Below are 23,413 nucleotides of genomic sequence, written 5' to 3'. Positions count from 1 at the left end.
GACGCTCACTCCGCGGCCAAGGATTCGGCGGCCGGGAGGCTCGCCTCTTTGCCATTCTCGTTTTCCTTGCGGGCGGACGCGCGGAAGGCACGGCGTTTTGCAAGATAGTGCCGCGCGGTGCCGACCACGCCCTTCGGCAGGAACAGCGTGACCAGAACAAACAGCCCGCCGAGCGCGAAGAGCCAGAATTCCGGAAAGGCGGCGGTGAAGATGCTTTTTCCGCCATTGACGAGGATGGCGCCGATGATCGGGCCGATCAGCGTGCCACGGCCGCCGACCGCGGTCCAGATAACGACCTCGATCGAATTGCCGGGCTCGAACTCGCCCGGATTGATGATGCCGACCTGCGGCACATAGAGCGCGCCGGCAATACCGGCCATCATCGCCGAGACGGTAAAGGCGAAGAGTTTCATGTGCTCGACGCGGTAGCCGAGGAACCGTGTGCGGCTTTCCGCATCGCGCAGCGCCACCAGCACCTTGCCGAATTTCGAGCGGACGATGCCGGAGGTGATGACGAGAGAGGCGGCAAGCGCCAACGCCGAGGCGGCAAAGAGCGCGGCACGCGTGCCGTCCGCCTGGATGTTGAAGCCGAGGATGTCCTTGAAGTCGGTCAGCCCGTTATTACCGCCGAAGCCCATGTCGTTGCGGAAGAAGGCGAGCAGCAGGGCATAGGTCATCGCCTGGGTGATGATCGAGAGATAGACGCCGTTGACCCGCGAGCGGAAGGCGAACCAGCCGAAGACGAAGGCGAGGAGCCCCGGGACGACGACGACCATCAGGGCCGCGAACCAGAACATGTCGAAGCCGTACCAGAACCACGGCAGCTCCTTCCAGTTGAGGAAGACCATGAAGTCCGGCAGCAGCGGGTTGCCGTAGGAGCCGCGCGCGCCGATCTGGCGCATCAGATACATGCCGATGGCATAGCCGCCGAGCGCGAAGAAGGCGGCGTGACCGAGCGAGAGAATGCCGCAGAAGCCCCAGACGAGATCGAGCGCCAGCGCCAGAAGCGCATAGGTCAGGTACTTGCCGAAGAGCGAGACGAGATAGGTCGGCACATGCAGCGGATGGTCCGGCGCCGTCAGGAGGTTGAGTGCCGGAACGAGGGCGGCAAGCGCAAGCAGGACCGCCACAGCGATGACGATGGTGCGGTCCAGCGATTTGACGAGAAACGAGGTGATCATGCTTCCACGGCCCGGCCCTTGAGTGCGAACAGCCCGCGCGGCCGCTTCTGGATGAAGAGGATGATCAGCACGAGCACGAGAATCTTGCCGAGCACAGCACCGGCATAGGGCTCCAGGAACTTGTTGAGGATGCCGAGCGAGAAGGCGCCGACGAGCGTGCCCCAGAGGTTGCCGACGCCACCGAAGACCACGACCATGAAGCTGTCGATGATGTAGCCCTGGCCGAGATTGGGCGAGACGTTGTCAATCTGCGAGAGCGCGACGCCAGCCATGCCGGCAATGCCGGAGCCGAGCGCGAAGGTCAGCGCATCGACCCATGGCGTGCGGATGCCCATGGAGGACGCCATGCGGCGGTTCTGCGTCACCGCCCGCATCTGCAGGCCCATCGGCGTCTTCTTCAAAAGAAAGAGCAGCCCGGCGAAGACGGCGAGCGCGAAGACGATGATCCAGAGGCGGTTCCAGGTGATCGTCAGGCCGCCGAGTTCGAAGGCGCCGGACATCCAGGACGGGTTGCCGACCTCGCGGTTGGTCGGCCCGAAGATCGAGCGCACCGACTGCTGCAGGATCAGCGATATGCCCCAAGTGGCAAGCAGCGTCTCGAGCGGCCGGCCGTAAAGGAAACGGATCACGCCGCGCTCCATCGCCAGCCCGACGGTGCCGGTGACGATGAAGGCAAGCGGCAGGGCGATTGCAAGCGACCAGTCGAAGAGCGCCGGGAAGGATGTGCGCAACACCTCCTGAACGAGGAAGGTCGTGTAGGCGCCGAGCATCACCATCTCCCCATGCGCCATGTTGATGATGCCCATGACGCCGAAGGTGATGGCAAGGCCGATCGCCGCCAATAGCAGCACCGAGCCGAGCGACAGGCCGTACCAGACGTTCTGGCCGGCCGCCCATAGCGCTTGCGTCTGCTCGATGCTGGCGAGCGCCGCCTCGATATCCGGCTTGAGGGTCTCGTCGGCCGAACCAAGGGCGGATGAAAGAATCGAAAGCGCTTCGCGGCCGCCGTTCTCCTTGAGGAGCCGTACTGCCTCTTTCTTCTCCTCGGTCGGCCGATCGGAGATGATGAGGGTTGTGGCGCGCGCCTGTTCGAGCATAGCGCGGACCTCGCCGTCCTTCTCGGCGGCAAGCGCATTCTCGATAGCGCCGAGCGCGTCGGCATTGGGCGACTGCAGGACGGATTGCACGGCCTTGAGACGCGCATTGCGGTCCGGGCTCAGGAGCGTCAGGCTGCCGAGGGCCGTGCGCACCGCGCGGCGCACGCTGTTGTTGACCTTGACCTTCGAGAGGGACGCCTTCGGCGCTTCGCCGGCGCTTTCGCCGGAAACCGGATCGGTAAGCGTCAGGTTCGAGCCGCTCTCCTTCGTCAGAAACACCTGGCCATCGGCTTTGCGGGCGTAGAGGTTGCCTTCGCCGAGCGCTTCGAGGACGGGCACGACCTTGGGATCACCGGTCTTCGCCAATGCCGCGATGTGCTCGTCGACCTCGGACAGCTTCGCTTCGCCGAGCGCGTTGACCAGGTCGCGCAATCCGTCCTCCGCTCGGAGCCCGGTTGGGACTGCGGCAAGGAGGAGCAAGGCAACCAGCACGGATTGGATGATGCGGTACATTGGCTTCTCGATTCAGGGAGGTGAGACGCGGGCGGGAAACCGCAAACTGTCCGCATCTCTGACGCAAGTCCCTCCGTCCGAATGGACGCTTTCGGACGGAGGGTATTCCGGGCTATCGGTTCGTCATGAAAAGTGCCGCTCAGGGGGCAGCCATACCGCGGCTACCTCCTGGAACATGTCTTCGTCATGAAATCAGGAGCCCTTGCCGCCGCATTTGCCGGTGGCGACGTTGAAGTTGCCGCAGGACATCGGCGCGCGCCAGTCGGAGATCAGATCCTTCGAGTCCGGCAGGTAGTCGGACCATTCGTCGCCGACGACGAGGCCGGGCGTCTCCCAGACCGTTTCGAACTGGCCGTCCGACTGGATTTCACCGATCAGCACCGGCTTGGTGATGTGGTGGTTCGGCATCATCGTCGAATAGCCGCCGGAGAGGTTCGGCACCGAGATGCCGATCATCGCGTCGAGCACGGCGTCGGTGTCGGTAGTGCCGGCCTTCTCGACCGCCTTCAGCCACATGTTGAAGCCGATATAGTGGGCTTCCATCGGGTCGTTGGTGACCCGCTTGTCGTTCTTGGTGTAGGCTTTCCAGGTCTCGATGAACTCGGCATTGGTCGGATTGTCGACCGACTGGAAATAGTTCCAGGCGGCGAGATGGCCGACGAGCGGCCCGGTGTCGAGGCCGGCAAGCTCTTCCTCGCCCACCGAGAAGGCGACCACCGGAATATCCTCGGCCTTGATGCCCTGGTTGGCGAGTTCCTTGTAGAAGGGTACGTTGGCGTCGCCGTTGATCGTGGAGACCACGGCCGTCTTCTTGCCGGCCGAGCCGAACTTCTTGATGTCCGAGACGATTGTCTGCCAGTCGGAATGGCCGAAGGGCGTGTAGTTGATCATGATGTCTTCGGGCTTGACACCCTTGGCGATCAAATAAGCCTCGAGGATCTTGTTGGTCGTGCGCGGATAAACGTAGTCGGTGCCGGCGAGCACCCAGCGCTCGACCTCTTCGTTCTCCATCAAATAGTCGACGGCGGGGATCGCCTGCTGGTTCGGCGCGGCACCGGTATAGAAGACGTTGCGCTGACTTTCTTCACCTTCGTATTGGACTGGATAGAAAAGGATCGAATTCAGTTCCTCGAAGACCGGCAGCACGGATTTGCGCGACACCGAGGTCCAGCAGCCGAAGACCGCCGAAACCTTGTCGACCGAGATGAGCTCACGCGCCTTTTCGGCAAAGAGCGGCCAGTCCGAAGCCGGGTCTACGACGACCGCTTCGAGCTTCTTGCCGAGCAGACCGCCCTTCTTATTCTGCTCCTCGATCAGCATCAGCATGGCATCTTTCAGCGTCGTTTCGGAGATCGCCATGGTTCCCGAAAGCGAATGAAGGATGCCGACCTTGATCGTGTCTTCGGCGGCGAAGGCGCCGTTGAACGCGGTCGTCGAAAGGACGGCAGCGAGGAATGCGCCGGTGACGCGTGCCCTGATAGTCATCTGATTTGAACCCCTCTAGTTCTGGTCGCCGCAACGGAGTGTTCGTTCTCCTTGCCGTTGCTGGAGGGATATTCAGCGAGCGGCGTTGCACTGCACATACGTCATTCTACGTAGGTGGAGGGGGGAAGAAGGAAGCTCCAGCTAAAGCTGCCGGGATTGCCGGCAGCAAAGATCAAGCAGTTAGCGCGTCCGCACGTAGAAAGCACCTTCAGTCCCGGCGGCCATGCCAGGGGTCCGGCCCCGGATCGCGCCCGGCTGCCACCTCGGCCAGACGCTCGAGGTAATGAGCCCAGCCTTCCGCATGGCCCGCGCATTGCTGGGTATTGGGCAGGCCGGAGTGGGTGAGGCGCAGCAGTGTTCCGCCCGGCTCCTCGATCAGGTCGATCTCGACCAGGCTCGACGCCGGCGGCACTTCCTCGCTATCGTCCCAGCCGAAGCTGTAGGCCAGCCGGTGTACCGGCACGACTTCGCGGAAGGAGCCGCGTGCAAAGCGAGCCCCGGTGACGTTGACGAGATAGAGGCCGCCGGGCTCGGGCTCGACCTCGGCCTCCGTTCCCATCCAGCGCAGAATCTTCTCAGGGTCGGTCAGCAGAGCGAATACGGCGGCGGGCGGTGCCGGGACATGTGTTTCGCGACGAACGACGAGGGCCTCTTGCATCGGTCTCCCCCTGCTTGTCATGGCCTCAGTCGATGATAGCCCGGTCGGCAGGCCTGCGCCACCCGCGTTGCGCTGCATGTCCGATCGAGATCCGGAAAGATCGCAGCAACTCTTTGGATTACTGCAAGAATTCGTCCTAAAAATTCGGTTGCGATCCAGGATTGCACGGCGCAGATGACAGGCGAGGGTTCGTGCCGGTATGATCGCTGCATGGATCTGCCCGCACCCCTCGCATGGCTGCTGGACGAGGCCGGTGTCTCGCACGACGGCGCCGACCGATTCCTGGCCAACCTTGGCGATCGTCTCCTGGCCGACGGCCTTCCGCTTGCAGGCGGTGCCCTGACGCTCGCAGTGCCGCATCCGATAATCGCCCGCCGCACCTGGCTATGGCGGGCCGAAGGCGGGGCGGTAATCGAGGCGCTGGATTTCGCCGGCGGCCCGCCGAGCAAGGCCGGCTACGACTGGCTCGCCGGGCTCGGCCCGGTACTGGGGGAGACGGCCGGTGTGGCGCCGAAGCGACCTGTGTTGAGCTGGGCCGGCACGCGACCGTTCGACCCTGCCGAGACCGGCCGGTTGTGCGAGGTCGCACGCTTCGCGGCGGCGCCCTTGGCGGCGCTTGCCGAACGGGCGGCACTTGCAGCACTGCTCGAGGCCTATCTCGGCCGGCGTAGTGCCGCCCGCGTGCAGGCCGGCGCGCTTCGCCGGGGCACCGGAGAGACGATCCGCGCCGCGCTGCTCTATGCCGATCTGCGCAACTTCACCGGGCTCTCCGAGGTGACCGAGCCCGCGGCGATGATCGCTGCCCTCGACGCCTGGTTCGACCGCGTCGCCGGAGCGATACATGCCTTCGGCGGCGAGGTGCTGAAGTTCATCGGCGATGGCTTGCTCGCGATCTTCCCGGTTACCGATGCGCCGGCCGTGGCCTGCGAAGCGGCGCTCCGCTCCGTCACAGCCGCCCGCGCCGGCATGGCCCATCTCGATGCCGCGCGTGAGGCCGAGGGGCTTCCGCCGCTGCCCTTCGGCACGGCGCTGCATCTCGGCGATGTGCTGTGGGGAAATATCGGCGCCGTCGACCGGCTGGACTTCACCGCTATCGGCCCCGCGGTCAACCTCGTCAGCCGGCTGGAAGGGCTGTGTCGGCCGCTCGGTCGATCGGTGCTGATCTCGGGCGCGGTCGCGGCCGAGACCACGATGCCGCTGGTGCCACTCGGCGAACACGCGCTGCGCGGGATCGCGGCGCCCTGCGCCGTGTTCACCATGCCGGATGCGTAGCGAGCGCGCCCCGCGGACTCTCGCGTCTCCCACATCTCGTCCAGCAGTCGGAAACGCCATCAAGTTCAACGCGGAGCGATCTGCTCATAGGTGCACTGGCGCGGATCCTTGTCCGGCCGCCAGCGCATCAGCTTCGTGCCGTGGCGAAAGCGGCGGTTGCTGACGTGGTCGAATCGCACTTCGACGACGAGCTCCGGCCGCACCGGCTCCCATTCGCCGCTGCGTTCGCTGCTCCAGCGGCTCGGGCCGCCGGGCGCCTTGCCGGTGAAGCCCGGCGGTTCTATGAGCGCCTCGAGCCTCCGCGTCAGTGCCGGCCGCTCCTTGTCCGAAATCGTCGCGGTGAAGCCCACATGGTTCAGCGTTCCATCGATATCGTAAAGGCCGAGCAGCAGCGAACCGACCTCCGAGCTGTCGCTTTCGTAGCGGAAGCCGCCGACGACGCAATCGGCCGTCTTCAGCCGTTTGACCTTCACCATCGCCCGCTCGCCGCACTCGTAAGGGCCGTCGCGCCGCTTGGCGACGACGCCGTCGGTGGCGTCCGCTTCCCAGGTGGTGAGCCACCGTTCAGCCTCATGCCGGTCCAGCGTGAAGGGCGAAAGCTCCAGCTTTTGCGCAATGGCGTTCGCTGCGGCGAAGGCTTCGAGCGCTGCTCTTCGGTCGACGAGAGGCCTGTCGGTGAGGACCGCTCCGTCGGTTGCGACCAGCATGTCGAAGAGGATGAGCTTAGCCGGCGTCTTTTGCGAGAGCTTTTGAACGCGGCTTGCCGCCGGATGCAGGCGCATCTGCAGGGCGTCGAAGGAAAGGCCGCCGTCCACTTCGATCACCAATTCGCCGTCGACGACGAATTGTGCGGCGTCGAGCTGCCTGAGCAGCGCGACGACCTCCGGGAAAAAGCGCCCGAGCGGCTTGCCGGACTTCGCCCGGAGATCGACCTCGTGGCCGGATTTGAAGGCAAGGCAGCGAAAGCCGTCCCATTTTGGCTCGTACTGCCATGCACCGTCACCTGGCAGCTCCTGGGCGGAGCGCGCCTCCATCGGCGCCGTGCTCACGGGCAGTGCGAAAGCGCCGGCAGATGCGCCGCCCTCGGACGAACTCGCCCCTCGGGCACGTAGCGGCCCGCCCCCCTTCGGCGGCTTTCGCTGTGCGGACGACGCCATTGTCCACTCCGTACCGTCCAGCCTATCTTAATTTGACCGACGGTTCCCTCGCCCAGACGCGGAGCTTGCCGAGCTCCTTGAGGAAGGCGGCGGCACCTCCCGCGTCGGTGAACTCGATCGTTCCCTCGTCGAGAGAGTCAGCGATGCCCGCCCTCTCCAGGAGAGGAACTGCGGCGGCGACGTAGCCGATATATTTGCAATGGGCGAAGGCGTCGGCGACGAAATCGCGGGCGGTCGCAACGTCGATCAGATCCGTAACTGCCTCTGCCGACGGCAGAAGAACGACCGCGTCGTAGAGCACCGAGGGCCCGCCATCGAGCATCTGGTGGGCTTCGATCCACTTCCCGTCCGAGGCGGTAAACCCGCCGACCTTCGGGGCGATGATTTCGAAGGCGGCCTTTTCCTGCGTGACTGCGGCGGTGATGGCATCGAGAAGTGCGGCATCCGCGCCGTCGGTCGCCAGTATTCCGAGCTTGCGACCTTCGAAACGCTTCGGGCCGCGTTCGATGATGCTGAGCGCCGGCGATGGATCGAGGTCCTGGCGTGTAGGCACGGCGGCTTCGGCCGGCTTCGGCATGGTCTGAAGCCCAAGCGCATGCCCGACCTTCTTTCCGAGCGTCTCGTCGATATTGAGGAGATGCGCGACCATCCGCTCGCGGATCACCGGCGTCTGCACCTTGCTCAATTCGAAAGTCAGGGCGTCCGCTATATGCCGCTGCTCGGGCGGCGTCTGGCTGATGAAGAATAGCCGCGCCTGGCTGTAGTGGTCGGCGAAGCTCTCCGCGCGGATGCGAACCTTCGGTCCCTGCTCCTGCGAAGCGAAATGGCGGAAGCCCTTCGTCGGCGACTCGCGCGGACCCTCGCCCCAGGAATTCGGTTGATAGTTCACCCGCCCGACGGGGTTGCGCATAGCCATGTGGCCGTCCTGCTGGAAGTGCTGGAACGGACACTTGGGCGCGTTGATTGGCAGATGGGTGAAGTTCGGACTGCCGAGCCGCTTCAACTGCGTGTCGAGATAGGAGAAGTTGCGCCCCTGCAGCAGCGGGTCGTCGCTGAAGTCGATGCCCGGCGGCACGTTCTGGGTCATGAAGGCGACCTGTTCGGTGTCGGCGAAGAAATTGTCCGGCATACGATCGAGAACCAACCGCCCGACCGGCTTCGTCGGCAGGACCTCCTCCGGTATGATCTTGGTGGGATCGAGAATGTCGAAATCGAACTTGTCGGCAAAGTCCTGATCGAAGAGCTGTACATGCAGGTCCCATTCCGGGAAATTGCCGGACTGGATCGCTTGCCACAGGTCGCGGCGGTGGAAATCCGGATCCGCACCGTTGATCTTCACAGCCTCGTTCCAGGCGACGGATTGGAGGCCGAGCTTCGGCTTCCAGTGGAACTTGACGAAAGTGGACTCGTCCTTGGCGTTGACGAACCGGAAGCTGTGAACGCCGAAACCTTCCATGAAGCGGAAGGAGCGCGGGATTGCCCGGTCGGACATGACCCACATGATCATGTGCATGCTTTCCGGCGTCAGGCTGATGAAATCCCAGAAATTGTCGTGGGCCGATTGCGCTTGAGGAAACTCGCGATCCGGTTCGGGCTTCACCGAGTGAATGACATCTGGGAACTTGATCGCGTCCTGAATGAAGAAGACGGGAATGTTGTTGCCGACAAGGTCCCAATTGCCTTCCTTGGTATAGATCTTGACCGCGAAACCGCGGACGTCGCGGGCAAGGTCGAAGGAGCCCTTGCTGCCGGCGACGGTCGAGAAACGCACGAAGGCAGGCGTCCGTTCGCCGGGGCGCTGAAACACGTCCGCCCGCGTATAGGCAGCAAGCGATTCATAGGTCTCGAAAAAACCGTGCGCGCCATAGCCGCGCGCATGCACCACGCGCTCCGGGATGCGCTCGTGGTCGAAATGGAAGATTTTTTCGCGGAAATGGAAATCCTCGATGAGGGTCGGACCGCGCTCGCCGGCCCGCAAGCTGTTCTGGTCGTCGGCGACAGGTCCACCCTGCGCCGTCGTCAAGACCGGCGTATCGCCTTCGGCAATCTGATGCAGTTCCCCACCGTTACCACGGGTGGCCTTCTGGTCATGAACGGTGGCCGGCTTAGAGTTGTTTGGCGCAGAGTTTTTCTTGGCCATGACAGGACTCCTTGGTCGAAAGCGGAATTGGCAGGAAACCTTGGCCGCCGAGGTTGGTTCCGCCAGCAGACCGAAAATCTAACGGGTCCCCTCGCCCCTCCCGACAAGATACGACAAATGGATCACAGAGGACGATTGGAATGGAGCCAATGGGTATAGGTGCGCTCCGCCTGATCGGCGGCGATGGCGCGGCGCCCGGCGTCACTTACGCTGAGGCTGTCAGGCGCTTGCTGATCCTTGCGCTCGGCGGTTAAGAATGATCCTGAGCCGGGCTTCGTTCTGCCGGGAGTCATTGGCCCCGGCGCTCTCCGGTCCCTCCGGTGCAGATCGCCGCCAGTCGAACTCCTCCCCGAGCGCGTCTCTCGCCTGCGGACCATCCAGCCGATAGAGAAGAGCGATGATTATCTCCCTGTCGCTGATGCCGCAGTCGGGCTCCAGATATTCATCGAGATCCCTCCGACAGTCCTCGATTAGCCTTCGCATCTTCTCGGCGTTCATGGCTGTCCTCAATTGAGAGGTCCTGAGTTGCGGCGCCCGACAGGGCGCATGCGCTGTCGCCCTGGAATCCGTCGCATGTCCAGGGCGGCTGACGACGGTGCCGTTTTCCCGCGGGCGCTCACTCAGGACGATATGTGCCAGGAAGGGAATTCGGCAACGGTCATAGGACCTGTGGACAGTGCCACTCGGACTAAGGTCCTATAGATTGCGGTTGATGACGGCTCAGTTCGCCGTTTTCCCGCAATGCAGCAATTTCGCTGGCCTGCTGCCTGTGTTACGAAATGATGACTGGCGCATTCGGCCGGCACTGCGAGACATCACGAGGCACCATGGCGGCACGCCAGCGCATCATTCCCGTTCGGCGAGAGTATAACCGCTGGGTCGCCAACCAGACGCTCGAAGACTATGCGCTGCGGTTCACCGCCAAGGGCGCGCGACGCTTTTCCTCCGAGCGCATCTCGCAGACGGCGATCGGCGCGATCTCCTTCCTGGCGCTCGAAGCCATCGGCGGCGCCATCACCATGTCCTACGGCACCACCAATGCGATCGTCGCGATCCTGGTCGCGAGCGTGATGATCCTTGTGGTCGGCCTGCCGATCAGCCGCTATGCGATCCGCCACGGCGTCGACATCGATCTTCTGACGCGCGGCGCGGGCTTCGGCTATATCGGCTCGACGATCACCTCACTCATCTACGCGAGCTTCACCTTCATCCTCTTCGCGATCGAGGCCTCGATCATGTCCGGCGCGCTGGAGCTCGCGCTCGGCATACCGCTTTGGATCGGTTACATCATAAGCGCCGTCGTGGTGATCCCGCTCGTCACCCACGGCGTCAAGCTGATCAGCAGGTTCCAGCTCGTCACCCAGCCCTTCTGGATCGTACTCAACATCCTGCCCTTCGCCTTCATCGCGCTTGCGGACTGGGAGAAGGTGGGATTATGGCTCGCCTATGCCGGCGTCCACCATACGTCCGGCCCGACCGGCACGATCGCGCCCTTCGACCTCGTCGAATTCGGCGCCGCGTCTGCGGTGATCTTCGCGCTGATGGCGCAAATCGGCGAGCAGGTCGACTTCCTGCGCTTCCTGCCGCCTGACGGGCAGCGCAAGCTGCATCACCGCGTCGCCGTCTTTCTCGCCGGCTCCGGCTGGGTGATCGTCGGCGCCCCGAAGCTGCTTGCCGGCTCGTTTCTCGTCGTGCTGGCGCTGAGTGCCGGCGTGCCCTCGACCCGGGCCGCCGATCCGGCGCAGATGTATTACACCGCCTTCGGCTACATATTCCCATCTGAGACAGCGGCGCTCCTGCTGATGGTCGCCTTCGTCGTCGTCTCGCAGTTGAAGATCAACGTGATGAACGCCTATGCCGGGTCGCTCGCCTGGTCGAACTTCTTCTCGCGATTGACCCACAGCCATCCGGGCCGCGTCATCTGGCTGGTCTTCAACGTGGCGATCGCGCTCCTGCTGATGGAGCTCGGCATCTATCGGCTGCTCGAAGAAACGCTTGGTATCTTCTCGATCATCGCCATGGCCTGGCTCTGCGCGATCTCGGCCGATCTCTTCGTCAACAAGCCGCTAGGCTTGTCACCCCCCGGCATCGAGTTCAAGCGCGCCCATCTCTACGACATCAATCCCGTCGGTCTCGGCACCATGGGCGTGTCGGCGTTCCTTGCGCTTGCCGCACATTTCGGCGCCATGGGCGCGATCGCCGCCTCGCTCGCGCCCTATATCGCGCTCGTCACGGCCTTTGTCGTCTCGCCGCTGATTGCCTGGTGGACGGAGGGGAAATTCTATCTCGCCCGCAAGCCGCGCAAGAGCTGGTTCCGTGAAAGCGAGATCACCTGCTCGATTTGCGAGCACCCGTTCGAGCCAGAGGACATGGCCTGGTGCCCGGCCTATGCAGCGCCGATTTGTTCGCTCTGCTGCTCGCTCGACAGCCGCTGCCACGACATGTGCAAGCCGAAGGCGCGACTGAACGCGCAGCTTGCGACAGTCGCAAAAACGCTGCTGCCGGAAACGATCGTCGCGAAACTCGCGACGAGGCTCGGGCGCTATGCGATCTCGGCGATCGTCTCGATCACCGGCATCGGCATCATCCTGGCGATGATCGCCCACCAGACGACAGCCGGCTCGCCCGAAACCGCGGCGGTCGTGGAGCGTACGGTCGCGATCGTCTTCTTCGTCTTCGCCATCGTCGCCGGCGTCGTCTCCTGGTTCTACGTGCTCGCCCATGACAGCCGGGTGGTCGCGGAGGAGGAATCCTCGCGCCAGAACACGCTGCTGCTCAAGGAAATCGCCGCCCACAAGAAGACAGACGCGGCGCTGCAGAACGCCAAGGAGGCGGCGGAAGCGGCAAACCGCGCGAAGAGCCGTTACGTCGTCGGTTTGAGCCATGAGCTGCGCACACCGCTCAATGCCGTGCTCGGCTACGCGCAAATCCTCGAGCGCGACGAGACGATCCCGCCATCGCGCCAGGGTGCGATCAAGGTGATCAAGCGCAGCGCCGATCACCTCTCGGGGCTGATCGACGGCCTGCTCGACATTTCCAAGATCGAGGCTGGCAAGCTGCAGGTCTATTCGAACGAGATCAATATCCACGACTTCCTCGACCAGATCGTCGACATGTTCCGTCCGCAGGCGCAGGCGAAGGGGCTTGCCTTCGAGCACAATCGCGCCGCATCGCTGCCGCAATATGTACGAACCGACGAGAAACGGCTGCGGCAGATTCTCGTGAACCTGCTTTCCAACGCGCTGAAGTTCACCGAGCGGGGACGCATCCGCTTCGAAGTCGCCTATCGCAGCCAGGTCGCGAGTTTCACCATCGAGGACAGCGGCCGCGGCATCAGCGAGAAGGACCTGCCGAAGATCTTCGAACCCTTCCAGCGCGGCGAAGCGGAATATCGCATGCCGGGGCTTGGTCTCGGCTTGACGATCACCCGGCTGCTCACCCAGACGCTCGGCGGCGAAATCTCCGTTGCCAGCGAGAAGGACAAGGGCACCAGCTTCAAGGTGCGGCTGATGCTTTCGGCGGTCGACCGCCCGGCCGCGCTCAAGGATCCGATACGCAAGATCCGCTCCTACAAGGGACCGCGCCGGACAATCGTCGTCGTCGACGACAACGCGGATCACCGAGATCTCATGCGCGAGGTGCTCCTGCCGCTGGACTTCACCGTTCTCTCGGCAGCAAGCGGTGCGGATTGCCTGGCGCTCATCGACGGTACGAGGCCCGACCTCTTCCTGATCGACATATCCATGCCGGGCATGAGCGGCTGGGAGCTGGTGACGCGGCTCCGGGAGGCCGGTCAGGCGGCGCCGGCGATCATGCTTTCCGCCAACATCGGCGATGGCTCGGCGGCGGGCGCCACCGGTCACAACGATGCGCTTGCCAAGCCCTTCGGCGTGCGCCAGCTCACCGACAAGCTGGCAATCCATCTCGGCCTCGAATGGATCCATGAAGGCGACGTCCAAGAGACGCCTCCTGCTGACGGAAACAGAGCGCTGACGAGCCCTGGCGACCATCATGTGAAGGAATTGATCCAGCTCGGTGAAATCGGCTACGTGAGAGGCATCGAGGCGAAACTAACGGAGATTGCCCTGAATCCGGAAAACCAGGCCTTTGCCGAAGCGGTCAGCGCCTATGTTCAGGCCTTCGACTTCTCCGGCTTTGACGCTTTCCTGAAGCGGATGCTCTCGGAGGAGACGAACGCCCGTGCCTGAGACCGCCTCCCCGCGTGACATCGTGCTCCTCGTCGACGATTCCCCGGAGGCGCTCGGGTTCCTGACCGAAGCGCTGGAACAATCCGGCTTTTCCGTGCTGATCGCCACCTCCGGCAATGCGGCACTCAACATTGCCGACCGCATCACGCCGGACATCATCCTGCTCGATGCGGTAATGCCCGGCATGGACGGTTTCGAGACCTGCATGCGGCTGAAGGCGAATGCCTCGCTCGCCCAGGTGCCGGTCGTCTTCATGACCGGGCTCACGGAAACGGAGCACGTGGTACGCGCGCTCGAAGCCGGGGGCGTCGACTATCTGACGAAGCCGATCAATATCGACGAATTGCGCGCCCGCATCCGCGTCCATCTCTCCAATGCGCGCTCCGCCCAGAGCGCCCGCGTCGCACTCGACGCCGCCGGCCGGCATCTGCTCGCCGTCCGCGCCGATGGTACCGTGCGCTGGTCGACGCCACAGGCGACAAGGCTTGTCAATGCGGCGACCGGCAGCGACGACGGCCTGGCAGTGGTGACTGGGCGGATTGCCGAATGGATGCGGGAGCGTGAGAAGCACGGCAGCGAAAAGCACGGCAGCTTCACCCTGCAGCGCGCGGCCCAGACCGGCCTGCAGATTTCCTATCTCGGCGCGATCGGCGCCAACGAGTACCTGTTCCGCCTGACCGCCGAGAACGGCTTGAGCGACGACGAGATGCTGCGCCAGCATTTCCACCTGACCCAGCGCGAGTCGGAGGTCCTTCTGTGGATCGCCAAGGGCAAATCCAATCGCGACATCGGCGAGATCCTGGGCTTGAGCGCCCGCACCGTCACCAAACACCTCGAACAGATCTACGTGAAGCTCGGCGTCGAAAACCGCGCCTCCGCCGCGGTCAAGGCGACCCAGGTGCTGCACGGAATCTAGGCCGTGCACTCTTGGCATCGCGGACGTCATACCCCCCTCTGGCCTGCCGGCCATCTCCCCCACAAGGGGGGAGATCGACCCGTGGCATGCTCATCGCCCCAATCAAAGCCTGGCAATGTAGAGAGATTCCTAATGGGCACCCGGCGTGCCACATGCGATCTCCCCCTCGTGGGCCCTCGTGGGGGAGATGGCCGGCAGGTCAGAGGGGGTGTCGCCATCCACCCACACTGCAACAGTCCATAGCAACAAAAAAGCGCGGCCTGGAAAACCAGACCGCGCCAATTCGCACTCAACGTGCGTTGCCCTGGGAGGCATCTTATTCAGCGGGTTGCACCGCCGCCGGAATGGTTTCGACCGGCGTCGCTTCACCGCCGAGCGCTGCGGAAAGCTGCGCTTGGTCAAGCTCTCCTTCCCACTTCGCCACCACGACGGTCGCGACCGCGTTGCCGATGAAGTTGGTGATCGCCCGGCATTCCGACATGAAGCGGTCGATGCCGAGGATCAGCGCCATGCCGGCGACCGGCACGGAGGGCACGACGGAGAGCGTTGCGGCGAGCGTGATGAAGCCCGCGCCGGTGATGCCGGCAGCCCCCTTCGAGCTCAGCATCGCGACCAGCAGCAGCAGGATCTGATCGCCGTAGGTAAGCGGCGTATCGGTCGCCTGGGCGATGAAGAGCGCCGCAAGCGTCATGTAGATGTTGGTGCCGTCGAGATTGAAGGAATAGCCGGTCGGAATGACGAGGCCGACGACCGAGCGCTTGCAGCCCGCCTTCTCCATCTTGTTCATGAGGCCCGGCAGTGCGGCTTCGGAGGACGAGGTGCCGAGCACCAGGAGCAGCTCTTCCTTGATGTAGCGGATGAGCGCGACGATCGAGAAGCCGTTGTAGCGCGCCACCGCACCGAGCACGACAAGGACGAAGAGGAACGACGTCAGATAGAAGGTGCCGATCAGCATGGCGAGGTTGGCGATCGAGGCGATGCCGTATTTGCCGATGGTGAAGGCCATGGCGCCGAAGGCGCCGATCGGGGCCGCCTTCATCAGGATCGCCACGAGCCGGAAGATCGGCAGCGTAAGCGCCTGCAGGAAGTCGACGACCGGCTCAGCCTTCTTGCCGACCATCGCAAGCGAAATGCCGAAGAGCACCGAAATGAACAGCACCTGCAGGATGTCGCCCTCGGCGAAGGCGCCGACAAGCGTCGTCGGAATGACGTTCATCAGGAAGCCGGTGATCGACTGCTCATGCGCCTTCTCGGTATAGGTCGCAACAACCTTCGCGTCGAGCGAGGCCGGGTCGATATGCATGCCGGCGCCCGGCTCGGCGACATTCGCGACCACGAGGCCGACGACGAGCGCGAGAGTGGAGAAGGTCAGGAAATAGATCATCGCCTTGCCGGCGACGCGGCCGACCTTGGCGAGATCGGTCATGCCGGCTATGCCGGTCGCAACCGTCAGGAAGATCACCGGCGCGATGATCATCTTTACGAGCTTGATGAAGGCGTCGCCGAGCGGTTTCAGCTCGGTACCGATGTTCGGATAGAAATGCCCGAGCAGGATGCCCGCGGCGATCGCGGCCAGCACCTGGACATAGAGGTGACGATAAAAGGGTGTCTTGCCGCGGACCTCCGCGGAATGTTCAATGATCATGATGATATCCTCCACGAGGGGCGCCCAGTCCGGCGATATGCCGGGCCTCCCGGGCACTTTCCGAAGATCGGCAGCAGCCGCTGCCTTGTGGAGCTACTCAGCAACGAGCGTGCCAGTTTGCCGAGACATCATCAAAGTGTTGAATTCATTGACTCTTGCGCAAGTACATCGCAGGGCCAATGATTAACTTGTGCGGGAATCCGCACAGATCGTCTGGCGTGCTGAGCGAAAACATGCACAATACGGGCATGATCAAACAGCCTCCAGATGCGGACGACCCAGGCGCGTTGCGCCGCCGGGCGCGGCGATCGTGGTTTCTGTTCGCGGTGGTCGCGCTCGCGCTTCTCGCCGCCGGCGTTTTCTCCGCCGGCCGATACGGCCGATCGCAAGCACTCGACAGCCTCGCCGAGCAGAGCCGGATCGACGCCAGCCTGAAGGCTTCACTGCTGCGAGCCGTCGTCGAACGGCAGCGCGCGCTGCCGCTTGTGCTTGCCGACGACGCGGCCATTCGGGAAGCGCTTACCAGCCTGGAGGACCAGGCGCTCGACCGGATCAACCGCAAGCTCGAGAGCCTCGCGGCGAGCGCCGAAGCGGCGGTCGTCTACCTGATCGGCCGCGACGGTGTGGCCGTCGCAGCCAGCAATTGGCAGGAGCCGACGAGTTTCGTCGGCAACGACTATGCCTTCCGCGACTATTTCCGGCTGGCGATGCGCGACGGCAAGGCCGAACATTTCGCCATGGGAACGGTGAGCAAGCATCCGGGCCTTTACATCTCCCGACGCGTCGACGGGCCGCAAGGCCCGCTCGGCGTGATCGTGGCCAAGCTCGAATTCGATGCGCTGGAGTCCGACTGGCGTTTGTCGGACAAGCCGACCTATGTCACCGACCGGCGCGGCATCGTGCTGATCACCAGCCTGCCGTCCTGGCGTTTCATGACGACGAAGGCGATCCCCGAGGAACGGCTCGAAGGCATTCGAGAGAGTCTTCAGTTCGGCGACGCACCCTTGCTACCGCTGCCCTTCCAAAAGATCGACGCCCGGCCGGACGGCTCCTCGACACTCGATGCCCTGCTGCCGGGAAGCCGCGCAGAGACATTCCTGCGCGTAGAGACACTGGTGCCGTCGACGAACTGGCGGCTCGAACAATTATCGCCGCTGAAGTCCACGCTTGCGGCAGGAGCGAGAGAAGCGCAGGTCCTCATGCTCGCCGTGCTGGTTCCCCTGATTGCGTTCGCCGCATTCCTGCTGCGCCGGCGTCAGGTTGTCGCCCTGCGATCGGCAGAGGAGCGGCTGGCGCGCAACGAGCTCGAAGCGAAGGTCGAGGAGCGGACGGCCGACTTGCGGATGGCGCGCGACCGGCTCGAAACCGAGATCGCCGATCATCGCCAGACGACGGAGAAGCTGCAGGCCGTGCAGCAGGATCTCGTCCAGGCTAACCGCTTGGCGATCCTCGGCCAGGTGGCAGCCGGCGTCGCCCACGAAATCAATCAGCCGGTCGCCACCATTCGTGCCTATGCGGACAATGCCCGCACCTTCCTCGACCGCGGCCAGAGCGCGACCGCCGCCGAGAACATGACGAGCATCGCGGAACTGACCGAGCGCGTCGGCGCCATCACCGACGAGCTGCGCCGCTTTGCCCGCAAGGGCCATTTCGCCGCCGAACCGACGGCGATGAAGGACGTTGTCGAGGGCGCGCTCATGCTTTTGCGCAGCCGTTTCGCCGGGCGAATGGACGCGATCCGCATCGAGTTGCCGCCCGACGGCTTGAAGGCGCTCGGCAACCGCATCCGGCTGGAACAAGTGTTGATCAACCTCTTGCAGAACGCGCTGGAGGCGATCGATGACCGTGACGGCGGCGAGATACGGGTGCGCTGCGATGAGACGGCGAGAGGCATCGCGCTCACGGTTACCGACAACGGCCCCGGCATTCCGGCCGATATCCTTGACGAGCTGTTCACTCCCTTCAACACCTCCAAGGAAGAAGGGCTCGGCCTCGGTCTCGCGATCTCCAAGGAGATCGTCTCAGACTATGGCGGCACGATCGACGTCGACAGCGGCCCGTCCGGCACGACATTCACCGTCCATTTGCAGAAGGCTGACGCGCAATGAGCGGCACCCCCTCCGTGTTCCTGGTCGACGACGATCACGACCTGCGCAAGGCGATGCGGCAGACATTGGAGCTCGCGGGTTTCGCGGTCTCGCCCTTCGCCAGCGCGACGGAGGTGCTGGCCGCACTGACTTCCGACTTTGGCGGCGTCGTCGTCAGCGATATCCGCATGCCCGGCATGGACGGGCTTGCCCTCTTCCGCAAGATCGCGGAGCTCGACCCGGATCTTCCGGTGATCCTGATGACCGGCCATGGCGACATACCGATGGCAGTTCAAGCCATGCAGGATGGCGTCTACGACTTCATCGCCAAACCCTTCGCCGCCGACCGGCTCGTCCAGAGTGCGCGGCGCGCCGAGGAGAAGCGGCGCCTCATCATGGAGAACCGCGCGCTCAAGCGCGCCGCGGAGGCCGCCTCCGACAGCCTGCCGCTGATCGGCCAGACCCCGGCGATGGAGCGGCTGCGCCAGACGCTGAAACATATCGCCGATACCGACGTCGACGTGCTGGTCGCGGGTGAAACCGGCAGCGGCAAGGAGGTCGTGGCCACGCTCCTGCATCAATGGAGCCGGCGCCGGAACGGCAATTTCGTCGCCCTCAATTGCGGCGCGCTGCCCGAAACGGTCATCGAGAGCGAGCTCTTCGGCCACGAGCCGGGTGCCTTCACCGGCGCCGTCAAGAAGCGCATCGGCCGGATCGAGCACGCGAGCGGCGGCACGCTCTTCCTCGACGAGATCGAGGCGATGCCGCCGGCGACCCAGGTCAAGATGCTGCGCGTGCTCGAAGCGCGCGAGATCACGCCGCTCGGCACCAACACCGTCCGCCCCGTCGACATCCGCGTCGTCGCTGCGGCAAAGATCGATCTCGGCGATCCGGCTCAGCGCGGAGACTTCCGCGAGGACCTCTACTACCGGCTGAACGTCGTCACGCTACAGATCCCGCCCCTGCGCGAACGGCGCGAGGACATCCCGCTGCTCTTCTCGCACTTCCTGAAGCGCGCATCGGAGCGGTTCGGGCGCGACGTGCCGGAAATTTCAGCGGCCGTCCGCGATCACCTGATGTCGCATCCCTGGCCCGGCAACGTGCGCGAGCTTTCACACTTTGCCGAGCGGGTCGCGCTCGGGGTCGAGGGCAATCCGGGCAAGGCTCCCGTGGCACCGGCGACAGCGAGCACCGGCACGCTGCCGGAACGGCTGGAGCGCTACGAGGCCGACATCCTCAAGGAGGCCCTGACAACGCATCGCGGCGACGTCAAGGAAACGCTCCAGGCACTCGGCATTCCCCGCAAGACCTTCTACGATAAGCTGGCACGTCACGGCATCAATCGCGCGGATTATGTCGGGCGGGGCCGGGAGGAGGGGTGACGAGAAAGCGCGTCGCCTTCGGATGAATTCACGCGACGCGCTTCATACGCTTTTTCACACATGCGTGTCCAAAACCAGCCGCAGCGTTTGGACGAGGCGCATCATTCCGCCGTGGCTTCGAGATCAACCCGGTCAAGGAGCAGAACCGGGTTTTGCGATGCTGCCACGAATTCGAATGCGCCGACGCCAGTCGAGGCTTTGGACTTGGCGGTCAGCGTGAATGTTCCGGGCTTGGCAATGAAGCGCGAAACCGCGTCCACCACGTTCTGCAGCCGCGGCTCGTCGGCCGCAAATTGCTGCAGCAGCGCCGTCGCCGTCATCGTGAGCATGCCGCGCACCTCGTTCTCGGTCATGCCGTTTTGCTCGGCGTAGGCCTTTATCCCCTTGGCGATAATCCCATGGTCCTCGATCTTCAGCCTCGCTTCCCGAGCGGTGAGGCCGAACAGCGCCACCTGGGCCTTAGCCGGGTCGCCGGAGAAGAATGCGTCGCTGAAGCCTCCCATCAGGCCGGAAAGGGAAATGCTGCCAATATCTCTTCCGCTCATGGAGATATCGTTGATCACAAGATTCTGGTTCGACTCGTCCCAGGCGGCTTCGAGGCTCGAGGAAAGGACCACCTCGTTGAAACCCAGCTGGCGAAGCTGCGCGAAGGGCTCGTCCTGCATGTTCTCCGGGATCGGGAAAGTCAGATCCTGATATCTGACGCGGACATCGGTCGGAATGCCGTTGCGCGGTTTCGTAAGCGCCACCTCATAGTCCTTAAGCGCAAAGCGGATGCGTTCCGGCGCGGAAGCTGAAGGCTCCGCCGTCGGCTCATTCGCCGCATCCGCCGATCCGTCGCTCGGGTTCGATGAAGCGTCACCTGCCGGTACGTCGGCTTCTCCCGCAGCGCTTTGTTCGTCATCGCTGCCTTCAACATCCGTCGCGTCGGCATCCCTGTTGGAATTGGGCAGATCGGCATCGAGACCCGCTAACCGGATCGTTCCGAATTCCGGCAGCAGCGTCGTGAAGGGGAAAAGCTCCTGCTGCTGTTCGTCCAGCGCGGCAAATTTCCTCAGGCCTTCCAAAGTCGAGTCCCAGGAAAAGCCCGAGATGCTCGCGTCGGCGAGTTTGAAGTAGTTCGCGCCCTCTCCGATCGACAGGCCATGCAGCGCGCCATCGAGCTTTCGGCCATCTACCTGAAGCGCGAGGCGATCTATGGCGAGCTTTATCCTCTCGCCGTCCTTTCCGCTCTTCGCGGGAGCGTCGATCTTCATGCCGAGCACCTCGAAATCGGCCTTGGCCGTCATATCGACGATCGACAGGATTCGCTTGAAGTAGGCCTGGAGTTCTGCCGGAGGGAGAGCGCCGGGCGTCGACACCGATTGCAGCTCTTCCAATATCTCGAGCAGCGGCTCGGCGGGCATCCGCATGCTGATGCCATTGCTGCGCATCTCGTCATAGCCGAAACTCGCCTCGCCATCGGCGAAGGCAATGTCCTTGACGGAGATAGGCCCATAGACAGGCTTTGCCTCCTTGTCGTCAGGCCCGGCCTTCTCGGTATATAGCCGCGCCAGGTAGGCAGCATCGATATCCTGCGCCGTCATGGTTCCGATTGAGCCGGCCAGGCGCTTCTTACCGCCATTGCCGTCCGGAACGTCCACCCCGAATTCGATCGTGGCGCCGCTCGCCGAAGAGCGCGCGATACGCCCATTGGCGATGTCTTCCGAAGCCACGTTCTTGTAGACCAGCTTCTGTTCGGTACCGGCCACCGCTTGCGTGACCGTGACCTCCGCTGCCGAAAAACGCTTTGCGGCAAAGAGCTCTATCCGCTTCGACAGCGAGAGATCGTTGCGGCCGCTGAATATCTCCGTGAGCGTACTGTGGTCGAGGTTGGCCCCTTCGATGGCTGCGTGCGGCACGGCCACTTCACCCAACGCCGTCTTGACGTCGAGGCCGCTCAGCTCGAGGCTGCCGTCCAGGAAGAGGATCTTGGGCCGCCCGTCAACCGCCGCGATGCTGATATCGAAGCCATCCTTAAGCGGCAGCGTGACTTCACGCAGGTGAATGCGCCCGAGGAAATCCGCTTCGACAGCGCCCACTTTGCCGCCGCGATCGGCAATCAGCTTGCCAACGCTCTTTTCCACCACGATCTCGTAGCCGGTCATGCCGGCCGCAGCGATTGCGACCACCGCCACCGCCGCCCAAAGCGCCCTGCGCCGGCCCTTGCCGGTTCCCCTCTCTGCCTGCTCCACGATGCTCGCCCTTTCACCACACGTGCCCACCTCGAGAACCGATGCAGTAGACATCCGCGATTTCCTTTGCAAGTTTCGCGAGAGCTCCGTGCACCGATATCTGGTAATGGCTGCAACGCGGACCGAGCGCGGCGCGCCGGTCTCCGGCAGGGCGATATTCCTTCGGAAGGGGCCGCACACTCAGGCAGTGACGTGCAGCCCCGGTTCACCTTCCTCGACCGCACCGATGATGCGCGCTGCCGGATAGCCTGCCGCCACGATCTCCCGTAGCAACTCTTCCGCGCGCTCCGCACTGCAAGCGATAAGAAGGCCACCGGAGGTCTGAGGATCGGTAAGGATATGGCGCCGCCATGGCGGGACATCTTCCGCCAGGAACACACTCTCGCCATAGCTCGCCCAGTTGCGATGGGAAGCGCCGGTGACGCAACCCTGTTCCGCGAGTTCGGCGCAGCTGTTGAAAAGCGCGATCTCGCCGGCCTTGAGCGTCAGCCTCTTGTTCGAGCCCTTGGCCATCTCGAGCGCATGGCCGAGAATGCCGAAGCCGGTGACGTCGGTGACGGCATGCACGTCGGCATTCCTGCCGAGTTCGGCGCCGATGCGGTTGAGGAGCGTCGTCGACGCGATCAGTTCGGCATAGGCGTCCGACGGCAATGCGCCCTTCTTGAAGGCCGCTGAATAGATTCCAACGCCCAGCGCCTTGGTCAGGATCAGGGCGTCACCGGCCCGGGCGCCGCTGTTGCGCCGAATGCTGGAGAGCGGGCATGTGCCGACGACCGCCAAGCCATAGATCGGCTCGGGTGAATCGATGGAATGACCTCCGGCAACCGGTATCCCGGCCTCCGCGCAGATCGCGCTGCCGCCCCTCAATATCTCCCGCACCATGCCGGTCGGCATCTTGTCGATCGGCATGCCGACAATGGCGAGCGCCAAGATCGGCTTTCCGCCCATGGCATAAACATCGGAGATGGCGTTGGTGGCGGCGATCCGGCCGAAATCGAAGGGATCGTCGACCATCGGCATGAAGAAGTCTGTAGTCGCGATCACGCAGGTTTCTTCATCGAGCTGCCAGACGGCGGCATCGTCGCCCGTTTCCGTGCCGACGAGAAGCCGCGCAAAGGGGCGGCTCATGGGCTGGTCCGCGAGCAGTTGCTGCAGCACCGATGGCGCCAGCTTGCAGCCGCACCCGCCCCCGTGGGCGAGCGCCGTCAGGCGGAGAGTCGAATTATCCATGATTGCCTCCCATTGCTCGGCAAGTGCTGAGGGACGCGAAGGGCGGTCCTTCCGAGCCCACCGCATCAGAAACGTCGGAGGTTGCAAGAATGAGATAGGCACAGTTCGAAATGGCCACTGCGCCCGGCGGCGCAAAATCGGTTGGATGCGCGGTGCCCCGAAACTCGGGAGCGGCGTTCAAGCTCATGAAAGGCATTATCGTTGCTCG

16 protein-coding genes are annotated in these 23,413 nt (G+C 63.8%); 6 read left to right on the top strand and 10 right to left on the bottom strand.

Annotated elements, in window-relative coordinates:
- Positions 1-5: 5 nt before the first annotated feature.
- The 4 genes from urtC to AYK65_RS23920 all read right to left on the bottom strand — a co-directional run bounded on the left by urtC (position 6) and on the right by AYK65_RS23920 (position 4,934).
- A complete protein-coding gene (gene urtC, locus AYK65_RS23935; protein WP_081161311.1) occupies positions 6-1,181 on the bottom strand; it encodes an urea ABC transporter permease subunit UrtC in 1,176 nt (391 codons plus the stop codon).
- Entirely contained in the window at positions 1,178-2,791 is a 1,614-nt protein-coding gene (gene urtB / locus AYK65_RS23930) for an urea ABC transporter permease subunit UrtB (RefSeq protein ID WP_081161309.1), read from the bottom strand. The genes urtC and urtB overlap by 4 nt, the downstream gene beginning before the upstream one ends.
- Before the next feature lie 192 nt (positions 2,792-2,983).
- Complete coding sequence (gene urtA / locus AYK65_RS23925) at positions 2,984-4,276, bottom strand: urea ABC transporter substrate-binding protein (protein WP_046117347.1); 1,293 nt, start codon at positions 4,274-4,276, stop codon at positions 2,984-2,986.
- Between the two features lie 208 nt (positions 4,277-4,484).
- Positions 4,485-4,934 carry an SRPBCC family protein gene (locus AYK65_RS23920; protein ID WP_046117348.1) on the bottom strand — a complete coding sequence of 150 codons (450 nt, stop codon included), beginning with the start codon at positions 4,932-4,934 and terminating at the stop codon, positions 4,485-4,487.
- 210 nt (positions 4,935-5,144) lie between these two features.
- Here AYK65_RS23920 and AYK65_RS23915 point away from each other — a divergent pair, with 210 nt between their 5' ends.
- Positions 5,145-6,206, top strand: coding sequence for an adenylate/guanylate cyclase domain-containing protein (locus AYK65_RS23915; protein WP_081161306.1), 1,062 nt, complete (start codon positions 5,145-5,147; stop codon positions 6,204-6,206).
- 65 nt (positions 6,207-6,271) lie between these two features.
- Here AYK65_RS23915 and AYK65_RS23910 read toward each other — a convergent pair whose 3' ends face one another.
- Positions 6,272-7,363, bottom strand: a complete 1,092-nt coding sequence (locus tag AYK65_RS23910) for an ATP-dependent DNA ligase (protein WP_046117350.1) — start codon at positions 7,361-7,363, stop codon at positions 6,272-6,274.
- A 22-nt stretch (positions 7,364-7,385) separates the two neighbouring features.
- A complete protein-coding gene (gene katE / locus AYK65_RS23905; protein ID WP_026615626.1) occupies positions 7,386-9,503 on the bottom strand; it encodes a catalase in 2,118 nt (705 codons plus the stop codon).
- Between the two features lie 140 nt (positions 9,504-9,643).
- Here katE and AYK65_RS32600 point away from each other — a divergent pair, with 140 nt between their 5' ends.
- On the top strand, positions 9,644-9,757 hold the full coding sequence (locus AYK65_RS32600; protein ID WP_167549690.1) for a DUF1515 family protein: 114 nt from the start codon (positions 9,644-9,646) through the stop codon (positions 9,755-9,757).
- Here the strand turns inward: AYK65_RS32600 and AYK65_RS23900 are convergent.
- Positions 9,723-10,001 (bottom strand): hypothetical protein, encoded by a 279-nt coding sequence (locus AYK65_RS23900; protein WP_026615627.1) that lies wholly within the window; start codon positions 9,999-10,001, stop codon positions 9,723-9,725. The two genes, AYK65_RS32600 and AYK65_RS23900, sit on opposite strands and share 35 nt — an antisense overlap.
- A gap of 329 nt (positions 10,002-10,330) precedes the next feature.
- Here AYK65_RS23900 and AYK65_RS23895 point away from each other — a divergent pair, with 329 nt between their 5' ends.
- Together AYK65_RS23895 and AYK65_RS23890 are read left to right on the top strand one after the other, a co-directional pair.
- On the top strand, positions 10,331-13,711 hold the full coding sequence (locus AYK65_RS23895; protein ID WP_081161303.1) for a hybrid sensor histidine kinase/response regulator: 3,381 nt from the start codon (positions 10,331-10,333) through the stop codon (positions 13,709-13,711).
- On the top strand, positions 13,704-14,627 hold the full coding sequence (locus AYK65_RS23890) for a response regulator transcription factor (RefSeq protein ID WP_046117352.1): 924 nt from the start codon (positions 13,704-13,706) through the stop codon (positions 14,625-14,627). The genes AYK65_RS23895 and AYK65_RS23890 overlap by 8 nt, the downstream gene beginning before the upstream one ends.
- 316 nt (positions 14,628-14,943) lie before the next feature.
- On the opposite strand, the gene AYK65_RS23880 is transcribed toward AYK65_RS23890, so the two are convergent.
- Positions 14,944-16,272 (bottom strand): dicarboxylate/amino acid:cation symporter, encoded by a 1,329-nt coding sequence (locus AYK65_RS23880; protein ID WP_081161299.1) that lies wholly within the window; start codon positions 16,270-16,272, stop codon positions 14,944-14,946.
- A gap of 233 nt (positions 16,273-16,505) precedes the next feature.
- Between AYK65_RS23880 and AYK65_RS23875 the strand changes: the two genes are divergently transcribed.
- On the top strand, positions 16,506-18,380 hold the full coding sequence (locus AYK65_RS23875) for a sensor histidine kinase (protein WP_081161297.1): 1,875 nt from the start codon (positions 16,506-16,508) through the stop codon (positions 18,378-18,380).
- A complete protein-coding gene (locus AYK65_RS23870) occupies positions 18,377-19,741 on the top strand; it encodes a sigma-54-dependent transcriptional regulator (protein ID WP_081161295.1) in 1,365 nt (454 codons plus the stop codon). Before AYK65_RS23875 ends, AYK65_RS23870 begins: the two co-directional genes overlap by 4 nt.
- Positions 19,742-19,842: 101 nt before the next feature.
- Here AYK65_RS23870 and AYK65_RS23865 read toward each other — a convergent pair whose 3' ends face one another.
- Both AYK65_RS23865 and selD read right to left on the bottom strand, forming a co-directional pair.
- A complete protein-coding gene (locus tag AYK65_RS23865) occupies positions 19,843-21,975 on the bottom strand; it encodes a hypothetical protein (RefSeq protein WP_081161384.1) in 2,133 nt (710 codons plus the stop codon).
- 180 nt (positions 21,976-22,155) lie between these two features.
- The gene (gene selD / locus AYK65_RS23860) at positions 22,156-23,205 is read right to left on the bottom strand and encodes a selenide, water dikinase SelD (RefSeq protein ID WP_081161292.1); all 1,050 of its coding nucleotides are present in this window, start codon (positions 23,203-23,205) and stop codon (positions 22,156-22,158) included.
- Positions 23,206-23,413: the final 208 nt, after the last annotated feature.

This window comes from Ensifer aridi, from assembly GCF_002078505.1.
Taxonomy (GTDB): domain Bacteria; phylum Pseudomonadota; class Alphaproteobacteria; order Rhizobiales; family Rhizobiaceae; genus Sinorhizobium; species Sinorhizobium aridi.
The sequence above is the reverse complement of the archived record's forward strand: the minus strand, read 5'-3'. Positions and strand labels throughout refer to the sequence as shown.